Below are 21511 nucleotides of genomic sequence, written 5' to 3'. Positions count from 1 at the left end.
GTCACCCCGCGATCCGGACGGTCGTGGTCGAGCCCCAGATGGCCAGGGACAGGAAGAGGTCGATGACGTTGATCGCCACGATGGAGAAGCGCACCGCCCGGCCGACCGCCATGCCGACGCCCGACGGGCCGCCGCTGGCCCGGTAGCCGTAGTAGCAGTGGGTCAGGATGACCACCACGGCGAACACCAGCACCTTGAGGAACGACCACAGCACGTCCTCCGGGGGGAGGAACAGGTTGAAGTAGTGGTCGTAGGTCCCCGTGGACTGCCCGTACGCCTGCGTGACGATGGTGCGGGTGGCGAAGTAGCTGGTCAGCAGGCCCAGGACGTAGAGCGGGATGACGGCGATGAAGCCGGCGATGATGCGGGTGGTCACGAGGAACGGCAGCGAGGGCACACCCATGACCTCGAGGGCGTCGATCTCCTCGTTGATGCGCATGGCGCCGATCTGTGCGGTGAACCCGCAGCCGACCGTCGCCGAGAGCGCGACGCCGGCGACCAGCGGCGCGATCTCGCGGGTGTTGAAGTAGGCCGACAGGAAGCCGGTGAAGGCCGCGGTGCCCAGCTGGTCGAGGGCCGCGTAGCCCTGCAGGCCGACGGCGGAGCCGGTGAAGAAGGAGAGCGCCGCGATGACCCCGACCGTCCCGCCGATGACCGCCAGCGCCCCGGTCCCGAAGGTCACCTCGGCCAGCAGCCGCATGACCTCCTTCTTGTAGCGCCGGAGCGTGCGGGGGGTCCACGCCAGGGCCCGGCCGTAGAAACCGAGCTGGTCGCCCAGGTCGTCGAGCGTCTCCAGCGGTCGCCTGCCCGCGCGCCTGAGCCGCCGCAGGCCCACCTTGACCCGGTCCACCGGGGAGAGGAGTGCCATCACTGCCCCTTCGGCGGGACGAGCTGGAAGTAGATCGCGGTCATCACGAGGTTCACCGCGAAGAGCAGGATGAAGGTGATGACGACGGACTGGTTCACCGCGTCACCGACGCCCTTCGGGCCACCTCCCGCGTTGAGGCCCTTGTACGACGCCACGATCCCGGCGATGAGCCCGAACACGAGTGCTTTCGTCTCGGAGGCCCAGAAGTCCTCGATCTGGGCCAGCGCGCTGAAGGACGCCATGTAGGCCCCGGGTGTCCCGCCCTGCAGCACGACGTTGAAGAAGTAGCCGCCCGCGACGCCGACGACGCTGACCAGCCCGTTGAGCAGGACCGCGACCAGCATGGCGGCGAGCACCCGCGGGACGACGAGGCGCTGGATCGGGCTGATGCCCAGCACCTCCATCGCGTCGATCTCGTCGCGGATCTTGCGGGCCCCCAGGTCGGCGCAGATGGCGGAGCCACCCGCGCCGGCGATCAGCAGCGCCGTGACGATCGGGCTGGCCTCGCGCAGCACGGCGAGGACCGAGGCCGAGCCGGTGAAGGACTGCGCGCCCAGCTGCCGGGTGAGCGACCCCAGCTGCAAGGCGATGACCGCGCCGAAGGGGATGGCCACCAGCGCCGTGGGGATGATCGTCACGCTCGCGACGAACCATGCCTGCTGGATGAACTCGCGCAGCTGGAACGGCCGCTTGGGCAGCGCCTTGAGGACGTCGAGCGCGAAGGCGAACAGGTTGCCGCTGGCGGCCAGCGGGCGGGTGGGCGAGAACTTCCCGTCGAGGAGGCCGGGCGCCTTCGGCGCGTCGCCGGTGCTCACGACTCACCGCCCGGCCTCGGCAGCACGGCGGTGGCGGTCGTGCCGGTGGCGTCGGCCTGGAGAGCCCAGTGCCGACCGCCCTGACCCGGGGTCGGCGCGAAGACACCGGCGTCGGCCTGCGCCAGCAGCTCCTCGGGGAGCGACTGGCGGATCGCGGCCTGCGTGGTCTCGTCGAACTCGTGCAGCATGCGGGCCACGCGCTCCTGCCGGCGCCGCTCGGCCCGACGCTCGGGCAGCCCCTCGGACGGGGTCAGCTGCGGCGGTACGGCCTCGCCGCCGCTGGCGCCCTTCGGGCCGATGCCGTTGTGCGAGTCGCCGCCGCGGGCCTCCAGGGCAGCCATCTCGGCCTCCACCTGGGCGACGTCCTTCTCCTCGCTCATCCCGATGGGCCCCTCGCGGCGGCCGTTGAGGAACTGGCGGACCACCGGCTCCTGCGAGGTGAGCAGCTGCTCGCGGGGGCCGAACATCACGAGGTGCTTGCGGAAGAGCAGACCCAGGTTGTCCGGCACCGTGCGCGCCGTGCCGATGTCGTGGGTGACGATGAGGAAGGTCGCGTCGATCTGGGCGTTCAGGTCGACGATCAGCTGGTTGAGGTAGGCCACGCGGACCGGGTCCAGGCCGGAGTCCGGCTCGTCGAAGAGGATGATCTCGGGGTCGAGCACCAGGGCCCGGGCCAGGCCCGCACGCTTGCGCATCCCGCCGGAGATCTCGCCGGGCAGCTTCCCCTCGGCGCCCTGCAGGCCGACCATGTCCATCTTCTCGAGGACGATCCGCCTGACCTCGGACTCGGACTTCTTCGTGTGCTCCCTCAGCGGGAAGGCGATGTTGTCGAACAGGTTCATCGACCCGAACAAGGCGCCGTCCTGGAACAGCACCCCGAAGAGCTTCCGGATCTCGTAGAGCTTGTGCTCGCTGGTCCGGACGATGTCGGTGTCCTTGATGACGATCGAGCCGCGCTCGGGCTTGAGCAGGCCGACCAGCGACTTCAGGAACACGGACTTGCCGGTGCCGGACGGGCCCAGCAGGACGGAGATCTCCCCTGGCGGCAGGGTGAGGGTGACGTCGCTCCAGATGTTCTGGCTGCCGAACGACTTCGACAGACCCTCGACCTCGACTGCGACGCCCACGATCCCCGCCTCCCGCTCGGCATTTCTGCCGGTCCCCGTCCCGTCGCATCGACGAGCTTCGGCACAGTGCAGCGGCACGGCCCCCTCTGCATCCGGAGGGTGCCGTCCACGCACTGACTACTCGTCGGTAACGAATGCGAAGCGCAGAGGTTACGTGTGTCACGCCTTTCACGTGACCCGGATCTCCATGCACTTCCTCCGGCGGTGCGGCGCGTTCCCTCTCCCGGGGGATGCAGCAGGGGCCGCCCTCCCGAAGGAGGACGGCCCCTGCCGTGCGGTGCGAGTGGTGCTACCCGGCGATCAGGACCGCCGGGTGGGGGTCACTTGACGGTGACGGTGGCGCCGGCGCCCTCGAGGGCAGCCTTGGCCTTCTCCGCGGCGTCCTTGGCGACCTTCTCCAGGACCGGCTTCGGCGCGTTGTCGACCAGGTCCTTGGCCTCCTTGAGGCCGAGGGACGTCAGACCGCGCACCTCCTTGATGACCTGGATCTTCTTGTCGCCGGCAGCCTCGAGGATGACGTCGAACTCGTCCTGCTCGGCAGCGGCCTCGGGAGCGGCACCGCCACCGGCGGGGCCGGCAGCCGCGACGGCCACGGGAGCAGCAGCGGTGACCTCGAAGGTCTCCTCGAACTGCTTCACGAAGTCGGACAGCTCGAGGAGGGTCATCTCCTTGAACGCGTCGAGCAGCTCTGCGCTGGAAAGCTTGGCCATGTCGATCTCCTTCTGGGTCAGTCGTCGCTGGCCGCGTCGGCGGCGGCAGCGTCGGTCTCGGGGGTGGTGTCAGCAGCAGGTGCGTCGTCAGCGGCAGGAGCCTCGGCAGCCGGAGCGTCGGCGGCCTTCTTCTCCTGCAGCGCGGCGGCGAGGCGGGCGACCTGCGACAGCGGGGCCTGGAACAGCCCGGCAGCCTTGGTGAGGTTGCCCTTCATCGCGCCGGCCAGCTTGGCCAGCAGGACCTCACGGGGCTCGACGTCGGCGAGGCGGGTGACCTCGGAGGCGTCGACCGTGCGGCCGTCGACCACGCCGCCCTTGACGACGAGCAGCGGGTTGGCCTTCGCGAAGTCGCGGAGAGCCTTGGCGCCCTCGACCGGATCGCCCTCGATGAAGGCGATCGCGGTCGGGCCGTTGAGCAGCGGGGAGAGGTCGGAGAAACCGACCGAGTCCGCAGCCCGCTTCGTCAGGGTGTTCTTGACGACGGCGTACGTGCTGCCCGCACCGAGGGAACGGCGCAGCTCGGTCAGCTGCGCCACGGTCAGCCCGCGGTACTCGGTGAGCACCGCCGCACTCGAGTTCTGGAACCGCTCGGTGATCTCGTCGATCACCGCGGCCTTCGCCTGCGTGGGCATGGGCCTCCTCTCGTCTGTCGGGCGACCGCTGGCCGGCCGCGCGAACGCGGACGATCGGCGCCCCGGAGACGAGGAACGCCCCGGCGCAGCGCGCACGGGGCGAGAGGCAGGCGCGAGGGCCTGTCGATCGAACCGTCCACCTGCGCGGGTCGCCCGGAACTCCGGGACCTTCGATCGCACGCGGACGTGCGACGACCAACGGTCTTGGGGGGAACGGCTGCAAGAGTACGCGATACCCGCACCGGACCGCCGCCCGCCCTGCGATGACCGTCCCGGCGACCACGTCGCCGGACGCACGGAGGCCCCGCCGCGCGTGCGCGTGGCGGGGCCTCCGTGGCCTCGTCCCGGGGCCCGCCCTGAGCTTGCGAAGGGTGGGGAGGACGAGGTCCTTCTGTTACTGGGCGGGCTCGTCCGCCAGCATGTTGCGGGTGCGGTTCGGGTCGACCGGGATGCCCGGGCCCATCGTCGTGGAGATGGTGACCTTCTTGACGTAGCGCCCCTTGGCCGAGGACGGCTTGGCCCGCAGCACCTCGTCGAGGGCGGCCGCGTAGTTCTCCACCAGCTTCTCCTGGTCGAAGGACGCCTTGCCGATCACCAGGTGCAGGTTGGCCTGCTTGTCGACGCGGAAGTTGATCTTCCCGCCCTTGATGTCGTTGACCGCCTTGGTGACGTCGGGGGTCACCGTGCCGGTCTTCGGGTTCGGCATCAGGCCACGGGGGCCGAGGATGCGCGCGATCCGGCCGACCTTGGCCATCTGGTCCGGCGTCGCGATCGCGGCGTCGAAGTCGAGGAAGCCGCCCTGGATCTTCTCGATCAGGTCGTCCGAGCCGACGACGTCGGCGCCGGCGGCCTCGGCCTCGGCGGCCTTGTCACCGGTCGCGAAGACGATGACGCGGGCGGTCTTGCCGGTGCCGTGGGGCAGGTTGACCGTGCCGCGGACCATCTGGTCGGCCTTGCGGGGGTCGACGCCCAGCCGCATCGCGACCTCGACGGTGGCGTCGTAGGACGTCGTCGACGTCTCCTTCGCCAGTGCGGCGGCCTGGAGCGGGCTGTAGAGGTTGTCCCGGTCGACCTTCTCGGCCGCGGACCGGAACTTCTTGCCGTGCTTCGCCATGGTGGTTCCTCTCGCCCGGTCGGTGCCGGGGATCGTGTGGTTCGCGGGCCAGGCGTGGCCCTCCCACGAGTGCTGGTGGAGCGGTGGTGCAGGGATCAGCCGGTGACCGTGATGCCCATCGAGCGGGCGGTGCCGGCGATGATCTTCTCGGCCTGGTTCAGGTCGTTGGCGTTGAGGTCGACCATCTTGGTGGTGGCGATCTCGCGGACCTGGTCACGGGTGACCGTGGCGACCTTGGTCTTGTGCGGCTCGCCCGAACCCTTCTCGACACCGGCGGCCTTGAGCAGCATGCGCGCCGCCGGCGGGGTCTTGGTGACGAAGGTGAACGAGCGGTCCTCGAAGACCGAGATCTCGACGGGGACCACGTCGCCGCGCTGGGACTCCGTGGCGGCGTTGTAGGCCTTGCAGAACTCCATGATGTTGACGCCGTGCTGGCCGAGCGCCGGACCCACGGGCGGCGCGGGGGTGGCCGCACCGGCCTTGATCTGGAGCTTGATGACCGCGGTCAACCGCTTCCTGGGGGGCATGTCCGTTTCCTTAGGTGACGTGCGTGCGTGGACGTGGATGGAAGGCCCCGGTGCAGGGTCCCGGCCCGAGCGGAGCGAGGGCCGGGGGGCACCGGGGTCCTACAACTTGCTGACCTGGTTGAACGACAGCTCGACGGGCGTCTCGCGGCCGAAGATGGAGACCAGCACCTGCAGCTTCTGCTGCTCGGCGTTGATCTCGTTGATCGTGGCGGGAAGGGTCGCGAACGGCCCGTCCATGACGGTGACGGACTCGCCGACCTCGAAGTCGACGAGCGCGGCCGGCGCGGCGGCGGCCGGAGCGGCCTCGCCGCCGGTGGTCCGGGCGGCCTGCGGGGCGGTGGCCGGGACGAGGATCTTGACGACCTCGTCGAGGGTCAGCGGCGAGGGCTTGGACGTGGCGCCGACGAACCCGGTGACCCCGGGGGTGTTGCGCACGGCGCCCCACGACTCGTCGTTGAGCTCCATGCGCACGAGGAGGTAGCCCGGCAGCACCTTGCGGTTGACCTGCGCGCGCTTGCCGTTCTTGATCTCGGTGACCTCCTCGGTGGGCACCTCGATCTGGTAGATGTAGTCCTCCACGTCGAGGGACTGGATGCGCGCCTCGAGGTTGGTCTTCACCTTGTTCTCGTAGCCGGCGTAGCTGTGCACGACGTACCAGTCGCCGGGCGCGATCCGCAGCGCCTTCTTCATCGCCTCGGCCGGGTCCTCGTCGGCCTCCTCGGCGACGTCGGAACTCTCCGCCGGCGCGGCCTCCGGGTCGGCGGCGAGGGTGTCGGGGTCACCGCCCTCGATCTCCGGGACCACGTCGGCGGCCTCGGTGTCGAGGTCCATGGCGGCGGTGTCGCTGGAGCCCTCGGCGGCACCGGTCTCACCCACGCCGGTCTCGACGTCGGCGGCGCCGCGCTGCTCGAAGCGGGCGTCGTCCAGGTCGGTGCCCTCGACCGCGCTGTCGAGGTCGTTGGGCTCACGGGGGTCGGTCACAGATGTCTCTTCCTTGTCGGATGGCGTGCGGGCGCGGGCGGAGGTCAGCCGAAGACGGCGATCACGCCTCGGGAGAAGAGCAGGTCCATCCCGGCCACCAGCGCGACCATGAACGCCACGAAGACGATGACCACGGTCGTGTAGGTGATCAGCTCGCGCCGCCCCGGCCAGATGACCTTCCGCAGCTCGGCGACGACCTCGCGGAGGAACCGGCCGATGGAGCGCTTCCGCCGGATCTCGTCGGCGCGGGCGCGCTCGGCCGCGGCCCGCGACCGGGTGCCTTCGCCGTCGCGGCCGGCGGGCCGGGACGCGGAACGCGCCGCATGGCGCGAGCCGGCCGGCTCGTCGTCGTCCTCATCGGCGGTGATCCGTCCACCGCGGCGCCGGGGCTGGTCGGCGACGACCTTGTCCTCCTCCGCCGAGGCCTCGGCGGCCACCGCGTCCTCGGCCGCCTCGAGCTCATCGGCGTCGTCGACGCCCGGGGTCTCGCGGTCGAGCTGCTCGTCGGTGAGCTCGGCATCGCGAGGGTCGTCCTCGCGTCCCGGCTTCTCGTCGCTCACTGCGCCTCGCTCGCCTCGTGGTGGCGGTCGCTCGGGTGAGCGACCGGGTGGTCGGTCGATACCTGCCGTGCGGTGGCAGGGGTGACAGGACTTGAACCTGCAGCCTGCGGTTTTGGAGACCGCTGCTCTGCCAATTGAGCTACACCCCTAGTCCCCTGGGCGGGGCCCGGGACCGCCCGCCTCACCACGGCAGCGCGGGGCCTCGCAGAGGTTCCGAGGCACGCCGGTGGCGGGGTCAGCTGCCCCAGGTCGGCCAGTGTACGGGACCGGGCGCCGCGGAAGCGAACGTCCCCGGACTGCGACGGAGACGGCTCGCTCGGAGCGGCGGACCTTTGACACGATGGGGGCATGACCGCCGTGTCCCCGGACTCGTCCACCCCGTCCTCCGAGCTGCCGCCCGCCCAGCGGCGGATCTCCCGTCGCATCGCGGGGATCGCCGAATCGGCGACCCTCGCCGTCGACGCGAAGGCCAAGGCGCTCAAGGCGGCCGGCAAGCCGGTGATCGGCTTCGGTGCCGGCGAGCCGGACTTCCCGACGCCGGACTACATCGTCGAGGCGGCCGTCGCAGCCGCCCACCAGCCGGCGATGCACCGCTACACCCCGGCCGGCGGGCTGCCCGCGCTCAAGGAGGCGATCGTCGCCAAGACGGCCCGCGACTCGGGCCTCCAGGTCACCCCCGCCCAGGTGCTGGTGACCAACGGCGGCAAGCAGGCGGTGTACGAGGCGCTGGCCACGATGCTCGACCCGGGTGACGAGGTGCTGCTGCCCGCGCCTTACTGGACCACCTACCCGGAGGCGATCCGGCTCGCCGGCGGTGTCCCGGTGCCGGTCGTGGCCGACGAGCAGAGCGGCTACCTCGTGTCGGCGGCCCAGCTCGAGGCCGCCCGCACCCCGCGCACGAAGGTGCTGCTGTTCTGCTCCCCGTCCAACCCGACGGGCGCGGTGTACCCGGCCGAGCAGGTCGAGGAGATCGGCCGCTGGGCGCTCGACGCCGGCCTCTGGGTGCTCACCGACGAGATCTACGAGCACCTCACCTACGGCGGGGCCACGGCCCCCTCGATGCCCGTGCTCGTCCCCGAGCTGGCCGACCGCTGCGTCGTGGTGAACGGGGTGGCCAAGACCTACGCGATGACCGGCTGGCGGGTGGGCTGGATCGTGGGGCCTGCCGACGTGGTCAAGGCCGCGACCAACCTGCAGTCGCACGCCACCTCGAACGTGGCCAACGTGTCGCAGGCCGCGGCGATCGCCGCGCTGACCGGCGACCTCTCGGCCGTGGCCACCATGCGCGAGGCCTTCGACCGGCGCCGGCAGCTGATCGTCTCGATGCTCCGCGAGATCCCGGGGGTCGCCTGCCCGGAGCCACAGGGCGCCTTCTACGTCTACCCGTCGGTCAAGGGGCTGCTCGGCCGGTCGATCGGTGGCCGTACCGCCGGCTCGAGCGTCGAGCTGGCCGAGCTGATCCTGGAGCAGGCCGAGGTGGCCGTCGTCCCGGGCGAGGCCTTCGGCACCCCGGGCTACCTGCGGATGTCCTACGCGCTGGGCGACGAGGACCTCGTCGAGGGCGTCACCCGGATGCAGCGGCTGCTCACCAGCGCGGACTAGCCGCTAGTCGTCCAGGGCGCCGGCCTCTCCGAGCACCTCGAGGGCCTCGGGGAGGTCGGCCAGGGCGTCGGCGACGTCGTCGGGCGTCGCGATCGCCCAGGCGGTGGCGTCGACGTAGCAGCGCACCGCCGCGTCGAACCCGTCGGCGCCGGCGGCCTCGCGTGCCGCCATCAGCGTCGCCCCGCCCTTGCCGTAGACGTAGGCCACGTACTGCTGCTGGGTGCGGACCTCGTCCATGGCCACGCCGACGTCACCCCGTACGCCGAGGGCCGGCTCCAGGTCCTCGGCGGACGACGGGTTCACCACGGCCTCGGCCCAGGTGGCGAACGCCTCGTCGAGCCACGGGTCGCGGAACTGCGAGTTGCCGACCATCCCGTAGAACCACATGTGCGCCACCTCGTGCACCAGCACCTGGCGACTGGGCGAGGCCTGCAGGATCGAGCTCGGATACTCGATGCCGCCTCCGTAGTCGGGCAGCTGCGGCACGGTGAGCGTCTCGTAGGGGAAGGGGCCCAGGAACTCCTCCAGGTCCGCGATCGCCTCGACGGTCGCGTCGGCCAGCTCCCCGGCGGTGGGCTCGGCCTCCGGCAGTGCGCCCGCGGTCACCCGCACGCCGCCGGGCGTCGTCGCCTCCGCGGTGGTGAACCGCCCGACGGCGACGCTGACGTCCCGGGCCACCGGCTCGGTGGACGTCCAGATGCGCCGTTCCTCGCCGTCGACGGCGGTCGGCTCGGCCTGCGCGCCGGTCATCAGCACCGTGAGGTCCGCGGGTGCCTCGACGCGCACGGTCGTGTCCGCCGCCGGGCTGACGGTCGTCTCCCCGGAGACCGGCACGAACGGGTCGCGCGCCCACCCGACACTGGGCTCCCAGGCGAGCAGCGGGGCGCCACTGGCCCACCACGAGACGCCCTCGTCGGCCCCCACCCGTTCGAACTCCCCCGTGCCCAGCGTGAGCGTGAAGTCCAGTTCGACCTCGGTGGTCTCCCCGGCCTCCAGCGGCTCGTCCAGCTCGACGACGTAGGCCCCGCCCGGGTCGGACGCGCCCAGCAGCTCGTAGCCCGATCCGGCGACGTCGTCACCCCGGACCGCGTCGACGACCAGGCGGGAGCCCGCCGCCGAGACGTCGGGCCCGTTGGGCACCAGCCGGAAGACCAGCTCCTCGACCGGCAGGTCGGGGGTGAAGGAGACGGTCTGCGTGCCGGTCACCGTCCGCAGGTCGTCGGCCAGCCGGAAGTCCAGCGCGATCCGCGGACGATCGGGATCGGGCCGGGCGCGCTCGCCGCAGGACGCGTCGTCGCCGGCCGGCGCCGGTGCCGGGGACGCCGTCGCGGAGGTCGGTGCGGTGACCGTGTCGGCGAAGGAGGTGCAGCCGCCGAGCAGCAGGGCGACGGCCCCGGCGAGCGCGGCGTTCCGCCAGGGGCGGCTCATGCCAGGCGGACGACGGCGCGTGCGAGGGAGAGGACCTTGTCGCCCCCGCTGGTCACCGCGAGGTCGACGCGCACCCGGCCGTCCTCCAGCAGCGCGCCCACCGTGCCCCGCACGGTGAGTTCGGCGCCCGCGTCGTCGTCCGGGACGACGACGGGCCGGCCGAAGCGGACCTGGAACTCGACCAGAGCGGCCGGGTCCCCCGTCCAGTCGGTGACCGCGCGCCCGGCCAGCGCCATGGTGAACATGCCGTGGGCGATGACCCCCGGCAGCCCGACCGTGGTGGCCACCCGCTCGTTCCAGTGGATCGGGTTGAAGTCGCCGGAGGCGCCGGCGTAGCGGACCAGATCGGCCCGGGTGATCCGGTACAGCTGCTGCGGGAGCTCGGTGCCGACGACGACGTCGGCGCGGCGCACGGGCCCGCTCATGCCCTGGCCACCAGCATCGACGTCGCCGTGCAGACCGCCTCGCCGTCCTCGGTGGTCAGGTCCACGCGGGCGGTCAGCAGGTCGTTCCCGGCGACGGTGCGGGCCGCGTCGATGGTCGTCGTCGCGACCAGGCGGTCCCCGGCCCGGATCGGGCGGTGGTGGGCGAACCGCTGCTCGCCGTGCACCACCCGGCCGTAGTCGATGGCCACGTCCGGGTCCTGGAGGACGACCATCGCCGCCTCGAGGCTCACCGCGATGGCGAAGGTGGGCGGTGCGATCACGTCGGGGTGCCCGGCCGCCCGGGCGGCGTCCGCATCGCGGTACAGCGGGGAGGGATCGCCGATCGCGGCGGCGAACTCGGCGATCTTCGCCCGGCCGACCTCGTAGACGGCAGAGGGCGGGTAGCTGCGCCCGACCAGTTCCCGGTCCAGCGCCATGCTCCCGCCCTCTCGCTCAGCCGCAGACCGTGATCAGCGGGTCTCGCGGTGCAGCGTGTGCTTGCGCTCGCGCGGGCAGTACTTCATCAGCTCGAGCCGGTCGGGGTCGTTCCGACGGTTCTTGCGGGTGATGTAGTTGCGGTTCTTGCACTCCTGGCAGGCCAGGGTGATCTTCGGGCGGACGTCGGTGGCTGCCATGGGGCGCTCCTAGCCTTGTGGGACAGGACCCGGGACCGGGCCTGCTGTCGTGCCGGCACGGGTGCCGACACGACGACGGACCCCATCGTGCGGGGTCCGTCGGGAGTAGCGGTGACCGGACTTGAACCGGTGACACAGCGATTATGAGCCGCTTGCTCTACCAGGCTGAGCTACACCGCCGGGACGACCTGCGGCCCGGTCTCGCGACTGGACCGGCTGGTCAGCTTACTTGTTGTAGAGCCCCTTTACGGAATCGAACCGTAGACCTTCTCCTTACCATGGAGACGCTCTGCCGACTGAGCTAAAGGGGCGTGCTCGGAAGCCGGGAAAACTGTACCTCGCGGGTGCTCCCCGGTTCACGAGGGGGGTGCCCACGCGTCGCGTGCCGCCTCAGCCGCGGACGAACAACCGGCGGTGGGCGGCCCCGGGTGCCGCCGACCGCACGCCGGTGCGGGCCAGCAGCCAGTTCTCCAGCCGGTCGTCGGGCAGCGGCCGGCTGACCAGGAAGCCCTGGAGCTTGTCGCAACCCATCTCCGTCAGCAGGTTGCGGGTCATCTCGTCCTCCACGCCCTCGGCCACCACGCGCAAGCCGAGGTTGTGCGCCAGCTCGATGATCGAGCGGGCGATGAAGGCCTCCCCCTGGCTGGTGGACATGCCCAGGATGAAGGACTTGTCGATCTTGACCTCGTCGATGGGCAGCTGGCGCAGCTGGGACAGCGACGAGTAGCCGGTGCCGAAGTCGTCCATCGACAGCCGGAGCCCCAGGTCGTGCAGGTCGGCGAGCACGGTGCTGTCGCGGACCGAGTCGTCGACGACGCTGCCCTCGGTCAGCTCCAGGGTCAGCAGCTCGCCGGGGACGCCGTGCCGCTGCAGGGCGCCGCGCACGCGGGCGACCAGGTCGGGCTCGGTGAGGCAGTGCACGGAGAGGTTGACCGCCACCGAGAGGGCGATGTCCTGGTCCAGCCAGCGCCGGCAGCGGGCCAGCGCCAGGTCGAGGACGTGGTCGGTGACCGCGCCGATGCGGCCGATCTGCTCGGCGAGGTGGATGAAGTCGTCCGGCGGGATCGATCCGTACCGCGGGTGCGCCCAGCGCACGAGCGTCTCGACGGAGACGATGTCGGAGGTCTGCGCGTCGATGATCGGCTGGAAGACCACGCTGATCTGGCCGTCGGCCATGGCCTGCTCGATCTCGGTGCCCAGCTGCAGCCGGCGCAGGCTCTGCTGGTCGAGGACGGGGTGGTAGCTGGCCACCCCGCCGGAGTCGGTCGCGGCGAGCAGGGCGACGTCGGCCCGCTGCATGAGCGTGCCGGAGTCGGTGCCGTGCACCGGCGCCGAGGCGACGCCGATGGTGAGCGTCACCTCCAGGTCCAGCCCGGCGACGCGGACGCGGGTGGCGGCCGCCTCGCGCAGCCGGCGCGCGGCGCGCTCCGTGGCGGCCAGGGACAGCCCGGGCAGGAGGACGGCGAAGCGCTCGCTCTCCATCCGGGCGACCAGCGCCTGCGGCGGTGCGTGCTCGCGCAGCAGGCCCGCGGTGACCAGGAGGAGCTCGTCGCTGGCCGCGTGGCCGAGGGTGTCGGTGACCTCGGTGTAGTTGCCCAGCGCGGCCAGGATGAGCCCGGCACGGCCGCCGGCGGGGTCCGCCGCGAGCAGGTCGTCGATCTCGGCGGCGAGCCGCTGTCGGTTCGGCAGGCCGGTGAGCCGGTCGTGGTCGGCGTCGTAGCGGATTTGGGTGAGCAGCTGCTGGTGCCGGATGGCGGCGTTGACGTGGGTCAGCATCGAATCCATCGCGGCACGGTCGCTGTCGGCGAATGAGACGACGTCGCTGCTGCGGTCGCAGATCTCCAGGTAGCCGGGCTCCCCCGCGGCCGTCGTCAGCGGCGCCGCGAGCAGCTCGGAGACCCCACGCCTGGCCAGGCCGGCGGCCTCCTGCTCGTCGACCCGCCCGGCGGACACCAGGATCGGGCCGTCGGCGGCCAGGACGGCCCTGCGGAAGACGTCGTCGGGGTCGCCCGGCCCGTCGTACCAGGCCTCGCCGCTCTCGGTGGCCACCACGAGGCGGGGCGGCTCGTCGAGGTAGGGGGGCAGCCACAGCGCAACCCGTTCGGCGTTGAGCAGCTCGCGCAGCGAGCGGACGATCTGCATGGTGCCGGCCTCGTCGGCGGCCACCTGCTCCACCTGGCGGGCGAACCCGTAGACGCGCTCGAGCGACTGCCCCTCCCGGGTGACGGTGGCGAAGCGCCGGTACACCAGCACCAGCGCCGCGGCCAGCGGGGCGATCAGCAGCCACGACCAGGCCGTCGCGTCCACCAGCAGCAGGATGGACAGGCCGGCCAGGACGGCGACCGGGCCCACGAGGACGACCGGCGCGAAGACGCCCGTCCACACCGAGCGGCCCGGGTTCCCGTGGGTGGCGGTGATCGCGCCCATGACGAGCAGCGCGCCGACGACGTCGGCGGCCGCGATCGCCAGGAGGTAGGACAGCCAGGTGGCCGGCTCGGCGATGTCGCCGACGGGCAGCACACGCAGCACGGCCACGGCGACGCACACCTCGATGGCGGCGACCGCGACGTTGAAGAGGATCTTGGCCGCGGGCAGCTGCTGGACGACGAGCACGACGGTCACGGCGGCGGCACGGGCCACCGCCGTCCACACCCCGCCGATCTCGACCAGCGCGATGACGAACGCCACCTCGCCCGCCGAGCAGTCGAAGCTGTGCCGCCGGATCTCGAAGTGCAGGGCGATGTACTCCGCGGCCACGAAAGCCAGGAACATGGCCAGGACCCCGGCTGCCGTCGGGGTCTGCGGGCCTCCCGGCAGCACGAGGAGACTCAGCGGCACGGCCGCCGCGACGGCGAGCGAACCGGGTGCCCACGTACTCGTGAGCACCGGTCGCCGGTGCGGCGCGCGGGCATCCTGCTCGGCCACTGTCACCTGCGTTTCCCTGGGAAGATGGGCGCGCGAAGGCTAACAGCGGCGGGCGCTGGGGGGACCCTTCCCTGACTCGTGCGGGTCAGAGTCGGCACACCGGCGCCCGGGACGACTGCGGGGCAGCCGGTCGGTGACCGGCTGCCCCGCAGGGACGTGCGCGGAGGCGGGCGGGAAGCCCGGACCTCACAGGTGGGTCAGCAGCCCCACCGGAAGCCGCGACCCCACCGGAAACCACGCTGCGTGTTGCTGGTCATGACGTCTCCTTCAGCAATGAATGACTGGTCTGCGGCAGTCACTTACGCGCGGGGACAGAGCGTCGTTCGGTACGGACCGCGCTGGGGACATTGCTGCCCGTCACCCTTCCGAGGCAAGCATCGATGATCACGACAGAGTGACGATCTTGCATGTCGTCACTCTGCGTATAGGTATATCAACGCTGGGTCAATCGATCGGGTGACGTCGGTCCGGAACGGCATCCACGAGATCCCGCATCTCCTCCACCAGCTCGCCCCCGAGCTCGATGACGTCCCGGGCGCGACCACCGCCCGGCGCGAGGTCGGCGGCCAGGCCCATCCAGTCGATCGGCGGCGGGTCGGGCGCGGTCGGCGTCCCCAGCACTGCGGCGACCTGCCGGTAGGCCGCCGCCTGGGGCATGTCGGCCGACACCGCGACGTGCTCACCGTCGTCCGGAGCCGCGTCCCAGGTCCCGTCCGCGTCCGCGACGACGGACAGCACGGACACCGCCCTGCCGATCGGGCGCGCCCACACCGGCCCGATCTCCAGCGCTCCGGTGACCACCTCGGTGATGCGGAGGCGGCGTCCGGCCTCCTCCTGGGCCGTGAACTCGTCGAGGGCGTGGACCAGGCGCTGCCCGTACTCGCGGACGGCCAGGTAGCCGGCACCGACGTCCCCCGGCCGCGCCGGGCCGGCTCCCGCTCCCCCGGCCGGGGAGACCACCGCCTCCGGGACGACGTCGTCCAGCACGACGGCGGCCTCCGGCTCCGCGCTCAGGTACCCGAGGCCGCGCAGCAGGAGCTGGTCCCGCTGTCCCGTGCCGGTGGCGGCCCGGGACAGCGGTTCGACCACCACCTCCGGACGGGCGGCCACGGCTGCGGCGAGCGCCGGGGCGACGCCGGCGGCCGTGGTCCGGTCGACGGTCCAGCCGGTGGGGTCGCCGTCGTCCCCGAGCCCGGTCGCGAGTGCCCGCAGCCCCGAGCGCACGACGTCCGCGCCGTCGTCGCCCGGCTCGCCGGCCGCCCGGTCCACCAGCGCGCCGAACGCCGCGCCGTCGTCATCCCACGAGCGGTGCAGCAGATGGGTCCAGGTCGGCTCCGCACCGAGCAGTGCCGCGGCCGGCGCCGGATCGTCGGCCGCGGCGAGCCGGACGAGGACCTCCTCCAGCGGATCCCCCGGCGGTGCGGGAGCAGGCTGCGGACCGAGCCGGTCGACGATCCGCTCGGCGCCCAGCGCGCGTTCGCGCGCGACGATCTGCCGGCCCCATGCCCGGACGGTGGCCGGCGGGGGCCCGGCCCGGTGGTCCCCCCGCCCGGCCGCGAGGACCACGCCCATCCCCAGCGCCACGTGGTCGCTCTCCAGGCTGCGGACGTCGTCGCGGTCGACGTGCCGGGCGTCGCGCACCCGCGCCACCGCGCCGGCGGCCCCGGCCGGGACGGGAGCACCGAGGACGGCGGCCATCGTCCGGGCGAGCGCGCTGCCGGCGGACAGCGAACCGTTCCCCAGCTGCCGGAGGACGTCGCGTAGCCCCCCGGCGCCCAGTTCGGTCAGCACCGCCGAGGCGAGCGCACCGTCGCCCGCCCAGGGCAGCACCTCGCGCGCCGCGGCCTCCAGCGCGGCAGTCCTCTCCAGGTCCGAGCCGTGCCCGGCGCTCCCGAGCTCGGCGGCGAAGTCCCGGCCGCGCTGCCCGAGCAGCGCCTCGTGCCAGCCGGGGAGGAGCTCCCCGAGGTGGTTCTCCACCCGCGCCCGGTCGCCGGGTCCGCCGCTGCCCCCTGCGACGGCGCTGCACGCGGCCAGGACGGCGGCCGTCGCCGCGGCGTCGTCGGTGACCTCCGCCCGGATCGCGACGGCGACGACGCGCCGGGCGGCCTCCGCCCGCTCCAGCTCCTCGAACGGGTCCGCCCCGCCGGCCGCCGGATCGACCACCCCGCCGATCCGCAGCGCGGCAGCGGCGAGGTCGTCCTCCTGCGCACGCCGGAGGACGGCGAGCTCGTCGCGGGCGTCCTCGAGCAGCCGCTGGTGACGGGCCAGCCGGGCGCCGGCGCACAGCAGCGCGTCCGCCGCGTCGCGGGCCAGCTCGCCGACGCACCGGACCTGCGCCGCCGCTGCGTCCGCGTCCCGGCCGGTCCAGGACGACGCGGTGGCCAGCTCGCCGGGCACCTGCGCACCGAGCTCGGCGAGGAGGGCGCCGGCCGCCTCCAGGCGCGCGGCCAGGTCGGCGAGCGCACGCGGGTCCCCCGGCGGCGGATCGAGGGGCACCGGATCGGGTACCAGCGCGGTCACCGGCCGGGCTCCGCTCCCGGGCCGGGGACGAGCGCGGCGTCCAGCTGCAGCCACGAGTCGGCGACACCGGTGACGGTGGTGCCGAGCCGGTCGAGCTCGGCGGCCAGCGCGGCGGCCAGCGTGCCGTGGCACTCGAGGAAGAGCCCGACCGGCGTCTGCAGCGGCCCGTCCACCCCGGTCGCGTCGAGGAGCCGGGCGCGCACCTCCTGGGCGGTACCGGCCCGCCCGGTCAGCGACCGGCCCAGCGCCCGGACCTGCTCGGCAGGCATGTCGATGCTCACCGGCGCAGTGTGTCCGCACCCGGGCGCACCCCGGACGGTCGTCCACAGGGGGATCCGCACCGGCCGCCGCCACCCGATCGGGTGTCCACAGCGTCCACAGGCTCTGTCCACAGGTCGTGGACGACGGGCCGGGCCCCCTACGCTCCCCGCGTGCGGAACGGCAGGGACGACGTCGAGCGCGGCTCGACGCTGCCGTTCGTGCTGGTCTGCTGGCTGGTCGCCGCCCTCATGGTGTTCGGTGCCATCGCCGCCTCCGACGCCTTCCTGGAGCAGCAGGAGGTGCAGGCCGTGTGCGACGGCGCCGCGCTGGCCGCGGCCAACCAGGCCGACGAGGCGGCGATCTACGCCGGTGGGCTGGGCACCGCGCTACCGCTCACCCGCGCCGGCGCGCAGGCGGCGGTGGCCGACCAGCTCGGCGCGGGCGTCTCGGCCCTGGACGCGTGGTCGGCCGAGACCGACGGCGCGGAGGTCACCGTCCGCTGCACCCGCTTCGTCGACGTCGCCTTCGGCTGGCTGTTCCTCGGCGGGGAGCAGCTGGAGCGCACGGCCACCGCCAGCGCGCGGGCGCCGACGCTGGGCTGAGACGGCGAACGGCCCCCGACCGGAGGGTCGAGGGCCGTTCGTACCGGGCGTGGCGGGTGAAGGATTCGAACCTTCGTAGGCTAAGCCGACGGATTTACAGTCCGCTCCCATTGGCCACTCGGGCAACCCGCCGTGCGGTGGTACCGGAGCAGAATACAAGACGGCGGTCGCCGACCTCGCCAGTCCCGAGCGGCGCCCGCCCGATGAGGGGAGTTCCCATGGCCGATGCGTCCTTCGACGTCGTCAGCAAGGTCGACCGGCAGGAGGTCGACAACGCGCTGAACCAGACCGGCAAGGAGTTGTCGCAGCGCTTCGACTTTCGCGGCACCAACGCCACCATCGCCTGGGCGGGCGAGGAGGGCGTGACGCTGCAGGCCGACACCGAGGAGCGGGTCGCGGCCGCGCTGGAGGTGTTCAAGGAGAAGCTGATCAAGCGGAACATCTCGCTCAAGGTGCTGGACGCGGACGAGCCGCAGTCCTCGGGCAAGAGCTACAAGATCTCCGCCCGGATCAAGCAGGGCATCGAGTCCGACGTCGCCAAGAAGATCTCCAAGCTGATCCGCGACGAGGGCCCGAAGGGTGTGCAGGCGCAGATCCAGGGCGACCAGCTACGGGTGAGCGGCAAGAAGCGCGACGACCTGCAGGCGGTGCAGCAGCTGCTCCGCGGCGCCGACCTCGACGTCGCCCTGCAGTTCGACAACTACCGCTGACGCGCCACGTCTCCGCAGTTCGGAGCGCCGCTACGGCGCCTCGGTCCGCACGAGTGCCCAGCGCGGCGGCCATCAGGTCGCCGGCTGCGGCGCGCGTGCGGCCGTCGGCCGCGGGCCAGCGGTGCGAGTGGACGCCGAGCAGTTCGCCGGGGCCGCCGGGTTCGCGATGGCCGGGGGCCGCGAGCGAGAGTCGATGATCAGTACGCGGCACGGAACCCTGTCTTGTGCAATCTTCTGGCGTGGGTCACAGCAGGGGGGTCGGCTACCGATAACAGGTGTGGAAGTCCCGCCTCGACGGCGCCCACACCAGCGGCACCGCGGGGACATCGATGAGAGGTCCACCGTGAACCGCATCACGCGCGCAGCCCTGACCGTCCCGATCGTCAGCCTCACCGCACTGCTGGCGGCAGCGGGTCCCGCCATGGCCGCAGAAGGCTCGGCCCGGGCCGACCTGACACCCGTTCCGGTCAACCCCGTGACTGCCAGCGGCCAGGGGACCGTCCAGATCTCCGGCACCAACCTGTCGTTCACGCTGGCGGCCCAGGGCCTGCTGGCGGACGCGCCGCACGCGGCGCACATCCACTTCGGGGCGACGGCCCGCAACGAGTGCCCCACGGCGTCGGACAACAACGCTGCGGCGCTCGCAGGTGAGACCGACCCCCACACGCACTTCACCACCACCGAGGGCGCTCCGGCCTACGGCGAGATCGTGGTGTCGCTGACCACCTCGGGCGACACCTCCCCCGCCTCCGGCCTGGCCGTGGACCGATTCGCCGTCGGTGACGACTTCGAGTACTCCCGCGGGGACGTCCAGGTGAGCCAAGAGGTCGCCGACGCCATCCTCTCGGGCAAGGCCGTCGTCGTCATCCATGGCGTGGACTACGACGGAGACGGCGCCTACAGCGCCGGGGACCGCGGGGTGTCCGATCTGGACGCGTCGCTGCCGGGCGAGGCCACCGACCCGGCCCTGTGCGGCGTGCTGAAGGCCACGCCCGCCGGCGGGGTCGCCGCCGGCGACGGAAGCTCCGCCACCGACGAGGCCAGCTCGCTGCCCTACGTCCTCGGCGGTCTTGCCCTCACCGCGGCCGGTGGCGCGGCCTTCGCCGCGCGGCGGAACTCCCGCACGACCGCCTGATACCCAGGCACATGCCCGACCGCCCACGCACCGCCCGCCCCGGCTCCTCGGAGACCGGGGCGGGCGGTGCGGCGCGGATCGTGGGTCCGTATCCGCCACCACCACCGCCAGCGCGGACGCCGGTCAGCGACGCCGGGATCCTGGATCTTCTCGCCCGACCGCCAGCTGTCACCCGCTACGGACGATCCGCGCGCCTCGGCCCCGGAGCGAACCGGCCCCGTGCCGGCCGAGCCTGGGCTGCTGCCTCCGTCCTGCTCGCCGCCGCGAGCGTCGGAGCGGTCGTCCTCTTCCCGCAGGACGCCGGCCCTTCCGCCCGCCTCGCCGCTCCTCTCGCCGTCGAGGCTGCTCCGCTCACCGGGGCGCCGCCCTTGCAGGGCCGGTCGGTCTCCCCGGCCGCCGCCCCCCGGGAACTGCCGGCCAGTGAGCCCGTCCGGTTGCAGATTCCGGCCCTGGGCGTGAGCTCGGAGATCATGACGCTCGGCCTCGAGAGCGACGGGAGCATGGAGGTCCCACCCGGCGCCTATCCCGTCGGCTGGTACGACGGCAGCCCGACTCCGGGGCGACTGGGACCCGCCGTCCTGGCCGGCCACGTCGACTGGGAAGGCGAGCCCGGAGCCTTCTACGGGCTGCGTGAGCTGCGCGCCGGGGACACGGTCGTCGTCGACCGCGCAGACGGCACCGTCGCCACCTTCCGGGTCGACCGGGTCGAAGAGCACCCCAAGGACGAGTTCCCGACCGAGGAGGTCTACGGCGGCATCGACCACGTGGGTCTGCGACTCATCACCTGTGGGGGCGCGTTCGAGGACGACACCGGGGACTACCAGGCCAACGTCATCGCCTTCGCCAGCCTCGCAGAAGCCACGGACTGAGAGTCGTGGGCGGCCCGAGGCGACTGCTCCGTTGCGCTGACCGATCCAGCGCCGGCAAGGCGGGTTCCTGCCACTGAGCCGGCCGACCGGGTGCTCGACGCCGGCGGCGGCCGCCGGCGGCGCCGGTCAGTGCTGGCCGAGGTCCCGGGCGATCGCCTCGAGCCGGGCGATCCGCTCGGGCATCGGCGGGTGCGAGGCGAACATCGACGCCATGCCCTGACCGCGGAACGGGTTGGCGATCATCAGGTGGCTCTGGGTCACCAGCCGGTCCTCCTGCGGCAGCGGTCGCGCGCCGGCGCCCCGCTCGATCTTGCGCAGCGCCGACGCCAGCGCCAGCGGGTCCTGCGACAGGTGGGCACCGGTGGCGTCGGCCTGGAACTCGCGGCTGCGGCTGACGGCCATCTGCACCAGTCCGGCGGCCACCGGACCGAGGAACACCAGCAGGAGCCCGCCGAGGGCGTTGCCGCCGCCGCGGTCGTCCCCGCCGCGGCCGCCGAACAGCGAGGCGAACATCGCCATGTGCGCCAGGTAGGTGATGACCGTGGCCATGGCACCGGCGACCGAACTGATCAGGATGTCGCGGTTGTAGACGTGCGAGAGCTCGTGCGCCAGGACGCCGCGCAGCTCCCGCCGGTCGAGCAGCTCCAGGATCCCCTGGGTGACGCAGACGGCGGCGTTGCGGGGGTTGCGGCCGGTGGCGAACGCGTTGGGCTGGTCGGTCGGGCTGACGTAGAGCCGCGGCATGGGCTGGCGCGCCTCGGTCGCCAGTTCGCGCACCATCGCGTAGAGCTGCGGCGCCTGGGTCTCGGTCACCGGGAAGGCGCGCATCGCCCGCAGCGCGAGCTTGTCGGAGTTGAAGTACGCGTAGCCGTTCACCCCGAGCGCTACGACCAGGGCGATGAGCAGCCCGCTCCGGCCGCCGACCAGGGCACCGGCAGCCAGGATGAGCCCGCCCATGAGGCCGAGGAGGACGGCGGTCTTGAGTCCGTTGTTCCAGCGCTGCACGACCTCCTCAACGGCGTCGCGCCGGACGCCGTTCCCGCCCCCCGCCCGGAGGAATGCGGA

At 72.7% G+C, this 21511-nt stretch carries 22 protein-coding genes and 4 tRNA genes; 5 read left to right on the top strand and 21 right to left on the bottom strand.

Annotation, left to right across the window (positions count from 1 at the left end):
* Window position 1 precedes the first annotated feature (1 nt).
* The 10 genes from RM425_RS03325 to RM425_RS03280 all read right to left on the bottom strand — a co-directional run bounded on the left by RM425_RS03325 (window position 2) and on the right by RM425_RS03280 (window position 7483).
* Window positions 2-868: an MlaE family ABC transporter permease gene (locus RM425_RS03325; protein WP_311343753.1), complete on the bottom strand. Its 867-nt coding sequence runs from the start codon at window positions 866-868 to the stop codon at window positions 2-4.
* The gene (locus RM425_RS03320) at window positions 868-1683 is read right to left on the bottom strand and encodes an MlaE family ABC transporter permease (RefSeq protein WP_449495068.1); all 816 of its coding nucleotides are present in this window, start codon (window positions 1681-1683) and stop codon (window positions 868-870) included. Before RM425_RS03320 ends, RM425_RS03325 begins: the two co-directional genes overlap by 1 nt.
* A complete protein-coding gene (locus tag RM425_RS03315; RefSeq protein ID WP_311343752.1) occupies window positions 1680-2810 on the bottom strand; it encodes an ABC transporter ATP-binding protein in 1131 nt (376 codons plus the stop codon). Before RM425_RS03315 ends, RM425_RS03320 begins: the two co-directional genes overlap by 4 nt.
* A 320-nt stretch (window positions 2811-3130) precedes the next feature.
* Window positions 3131-3520 (bottom strand): 50S ribosomal protein L7/L12, encoded by a 390-nt coding sequence (rplL, locus tag RM425_RS03310; protein WP_311343751.1) that lies wholly within the window; start codon window positions 3518-3520, stop codon window positions 3131-3133.
* Between the two features lie 17 nt (window positions 3521-3537).
* Window positions 3538-4152: a 50S ribosomal protein L10 gene (rplJ, locus tag RM425_RS03305; RefSeq protein WP_311343750.1), complete on the bottom strand. Its 615-nt coding sequence runs from the start codon at window positions 4150-4152 to the stop codon at window positions 3538-3540.
* A gap of 394 nt (window positions 4153-4546) precedes the next feature.
* Window positions 4547-5266 carry a 50S ribosomal protein L1 gene (gene rplA / locus RM425_RS03300; RefSeq protein ID WP_311343749.1) on the bottom strand — a complete coding sequence of 240 codons (720 nt, stop codon included), beginning with the start codon at window positions 5264-5266 and terminating at the stop codon, window positions 4547-4549.
* A 95-nt stretch (window positions 5267-5361) separates the two neighbouring features.
* Entirely contained in the window at window positions 5362-5793 is a 432-nt protein-coding gene (rplK, locus tag RM425_RS03295) for a 50S ribosomal protein L11 (RefSeq protein ID WP_311343748.1), read from the bottom strand.
* 99 nt (window positions 5794-5892) lie between these two features.
* A complete protein-coding gene (gene nusG, locus RM425_RS03290) occupies window positions 5893-6774 on the bottom strand; it encodes a transcription termination/antitermination protein NusG (RefSeq protein ID WP_311343747.1) in 882 nt (293 codons plus the stop codon).
* Between the two features lie 44 nt (window positions 6775-6818).
* Complete coding sequence (gene secE, locus RM425_RS03285) at window positions 6819-7334, bottom strand: preprotein translocase subunit SecE (protein WP_311343746.1); 516 nt, start codon at window positions 7332-7334, stop codon at window positions 6819-6821.
* A gap of 73 nt (window positions 7335-7407) precedes the next feature.
* Window positions 7408-7483, bottom strand: a tRNA-Trp gene (locus RM425_RS03280).
* Window positions 7484-7682: 199 nt separating this feature from the next.
* On the opposite strand from RM425_RS03280, the gene RM425_RS03275 reads away from it, so the two are divergent.
* On the top strand, window positions 7683-8936 hold the full coding sequence (locus RM425_RS03275; protein WP_311343745.1) for a pyridoxal phosphate-dependent aminotransferase: 1254 nt from the start codon (window positions 7683-7685) through the stop codon (window positions 8934-8936).
* Window positions 8937-8939: 3 nt separating this feature from the next.
* On the opposite strand, the gene RM425_RS03270 is transcribed toward RM425_RS03275, so the two are convergent.
* The 9 genes from RM425_RS03270 to RM425_RS03230 all read right to left on the bottom strand — a co-directional run bounded on the left by RM425_RS03270 (window position 8940) and on the right by RM425_RS03230 (window position 17150).
* Entirely contained in the window at window positions 8940-10364 is a 1425-nt protein-coding gene (locus RM425_RS03270; protein ID WP_311343744.1) for a M1 family aminopeptidase, read from the bottom strand.
* Window positions 10361-10789 carry a MaoC family dehydratase gene (locus RM425_RS03265; protein ID WP_311343743.1) on the bottom strand — a complete coding sequence of 143 codons (429 nt, stop codon included), beginning with the start codon at window positions 10787-10789 and terminating at the stop codon, window positions 10361-10363. Before RM425_RS03265 ends, RM425_RS03270 begins: the two co-directional genes overlap by 4 nt.
* On the bottom strand, window positions 10786-11226 hold the full coding sequence (locus RM425_RS03260; RefSeq protein ID WP_311343742.1) for an FAS1-like dehydratase domain-containing protein: 441 nt from the start codon (window positions 11224-11226) through the stop codon (window positions 10786-10788). The genes RM425_RS03265 and RM425_RS03260 overlap by 4 nt, the downstream gene beginning before the upstream one ends.
* Before the next feature lie 33 nt (window positions 11227-11259).
* Window positions 11260-11424: a 50S ribosomal protein L33 gene (gene rpmG, locus RM425_RS03255; protein ID WP_091770212.1), complete on the bottom strand. Its 165-nt coding sequence runs from the start codon at window positions 11422-11424 to the stop codon at window positions 11260-11262.
* 106 nt (window positions 11425-11530) lie between these two features.
* Window positions 11531-11604 (bottom strand) — tRNA-Met (locus tag RM425_RS03250).
* Between the two features lie 58 nt (window positions 11605-11662).
* Window positions 11663-11735, bottom strand: a tRNA-Thr gene (locus tag RM425_RS03245).
* Window positions 11736-11814: 79 nt separating this feature from the next.
* Complete coding sequence (locus RM425_RS03240) at window positions 11815-14355, bottom strand: putative bifunctional diguanylate cyclase/phosphodiesterase (protein ID WP_311343741.1); 2541 nt, start codon at window positions 14353-14355, stop codon at window positions 11815-11817.
* A 438-nt stretch (window positions 14356-14793) separates the two neighbouring features.
* The gene (locus tag RM425_RS03235; protein WP_311343740.1) at window positions 14794-16869 is read right to left on the bottom strand and encodes a hypothetical protein; all 2076 of its coding nucleotides are present in this window, start codon (window positions 16867-16869) and stop codon (window positions 14794-14796) included.
* Window positions 16866-17150 (bottom strand): hypothetical protein, encoded by a 285-nt coding sequence (locus tag RM425_RS03230; RefSeq protein ID WP_311343739.1) that lies wholly within the window; start codon window positions 17148-17150, stop codon window positions 16866-16868. Before RM425_RS03230 ends, RM425_RS03235 begins: the two co-directional genes overlap by 4 nt.
* A gap of 150 nt (window positions 17151-17300) precedes the next feature.
* Here RM425_RS03230 and RM425_RS03225 point away from each other — a divergent pair, with 150 nt between their 5' ends.
* Window positions 17301-17732, top strand: coding sequence for a pilus assembly protein TadG-related protein (locus RM425_RS03225; RefSeq protein ID WP_311343738.1), 432 nt, complete (start codon window positions 17301-17303; stop codon window positions 17730-17732).
* 50 nt (window positions 17733-17782) lie between these two features.
* Here the strand turns inward: RM425_RS03225 and RM425_RS03220 are convergent.
* Window positions 17783-17864: transfer RNA gene (locus RM425_RS03220), tRNA-Tyr, on the bottom strand.
* An 86-nt stretch (window positions 17865-17950) separates the two neighbouring features.
* Between RM425_RS03220 and RM425_RS03215 the strand changes: the two genes are divergently transcribed.
* From RM425_RS03215 to RM425_RS03205, 3 genes are all read left to right on the top strand, one after another.
* Window positions 17951-18442 carry a YajQ family cyclic di-GMP-binding protein gene (locus tag RM425_RS03215; RefSeq protein ID WP_311343737.1) on the top strand — a complete coding sequence of 164 codons (492 nt, stop codon included), beginning with the start codon at window positions 17951-17953 and terminating at the stop codon, window positions 18440-18442.
* A 343-nt stretch (window positions 18443-18785) separates the two neighbouring features.
* A complete protein-coding gene (locus RM425_RS03210; protein ID WP_311343736.1) occupies window positions 18786-19577 on the top strand; it encodes a CHRD domain-containing protein in 792 nt (263 codons plus the stop codon).
* 11 nt (window positions 19578-19588) lie between these two features.
* Complete coding sequence (locus tag RM425_RS03205; RefSeq protein WP_311343735.1) at window positions 19589-20446, top strand: class F sortase; 858 nt, start codon at window positions 19589-19591, stop codon at window positions 20444-20446.
* A gap of 126 nt (window positions 20447-20572) precedes the next feature.
* On the opposite strand, the gene htpX is transcribed toward RM425_RS03205, so the two are convergent.
* Window positions 20573-21451 (bottom strand): zinc metalloprotease HtpX, encoded by an 879-nt coding sequence (htpX, locus tag RM425_RS03200; RefSeq protein ID WP_311343734.1) that lies wholly within the window; start codon window positions 21449-21451, stop codon window positions 20573-20575.
* Between the last annotated feature and the right edge of the window lie 60 nt (window positions 21452-21511).

The sequence above is a fragment of the Blastococcus goldschmidtiae genome, from assembly GCF_031845325.1.
GTDB classification, from domain to species: Bacteria; Actinomycetota; Actinomycetes; order Mycobacteriales; family Geodermatophilaceae; genus Blastococcus; species Blastococcus goldschmidtiae.
Note: the sequence above shows the minus strand (reverse complement) of the source record. Positions and strands in the feature narration are given on the sequence as shown.